This is a genomic window from Bradyrhizobium sp. UFLA06-24, assembly GCF_054967145.1.
Map to the genome: position 1 here is coordinate 1 of NZ_JADFUE010000189.1, position 1,215 is coordinate 1,215.

At 64.9% G+C, this 1,215-nt stretch carries 1 protein-coding gene; it reads right to left on the minus strand.

Translation table 11 applies throughout. The features are described 5' to 3' along the window. Nucleotides 1–356 precede the first annotated feature (356 nt). Nucleotides 357–1,215 (minus strand): IS91 family transposase (locus tag IF809_RS38560; RefSeq protein ID WP_462840077.1); only part of this gene is annotated, 859 nt, incomplete at its 5' end.

Below are 1,215 nucleotides of genomic sequence, written 5' to 3' on the forward strand. Positions count from 1 at the left end.
TGTGCAGGTTTTTGGACGCCGGCAACGAAGGAGGCTGCGCACGCTCAACTGACCGGCGTCCAAAAAGCGCCAAGGCACGAAGTCGCGGGAAGTTGGGCACCGGCTAAGTAGCAAGCGCTATGGGGATTTGATGGCGGCGCCGACCTCGATGGTGGACGCGACGGAGGCGGGATGTGACCTGCGGATAGGGTCTCGGGCGGGGTCGGGAGCATGCAATAGGCATCTGGGCGGCTGCTCGGAGTGCATCAACAGGCTCTCACCGTATTGATGACCGTGATTGGACCGAGAGCGGGCGCTGCCGGCGTGGAACCAGCGCCATCGGAGCGGGAAGCTGCGAGGTCGACGGGAGGCTTGGGTCATGAGGTGTCGATCCTATCCGGCGTAGGACGCCACCTCGGTTGACAGCCGCGCGCGAACACCTCGATCACGATCATGCGGGCGCCGCAGCAAGGGCATGAACAAGGCAGCACGCGTGGCCCATCCGTCGCGCTATCCGGCTGCTCTTGCGGGTCAGTGGCGGGCGGGGTGACATTGAGGAGTGCGCGGGCGGTCGCGATGTTCTCGGCGCGGTTGGCGTTGGCAAAGAGCCCGTAGTGGCGAATGCGGTGGAAGCCCTTGGGCAGCACATGCGTCAGGAAGCGGCGGATGAACTCGTGCGGGTGAAGCCGCATGGTCATCCAGCGGCCGGCGCCGTTGATGCGGTAGTCTTTCCAGCGGAACGTAATGGCGCCGTCGTCGGCCGCAACGAGGCGGCGATTCGAGATGGCGACCCGATGGGTGTAACGGGAGAGATAGCGCAACACCTGCTCGGGCCCTGCGAACGGCGCCTTGCAGTAGACCACCCACTTGATGCGCCGCAGCGGCGCGATGAAGCGCTTGAACGTCCTTTTGTCGACGAGCCCGGCATGGGTGTTGAAGAACGTCAGCTGTTTGGCGTCGTGCGCATCCATGAGCATCGCCAGCATCTTGCCGCGGAACAGGCGCGCCAACACGTTGACGTGAACGAGGAAGTTGGTGCGCGAGGCGACCCATCGTGCGCCGTCGAACGAGAGCCCTCCGCCCGGCACGATCATGTGTACGTGTGGATGATGGGTGAGCGCCGAGCCCCAGGTGTGCAGCACGGACGTGACACCGATCCGTGCGCCGAGGCGCTTGGGATCAGCGGCGATGGCGAGCGTTGTCTCGGCCGCCGCCTTCATCAGCAGGTCATAGACC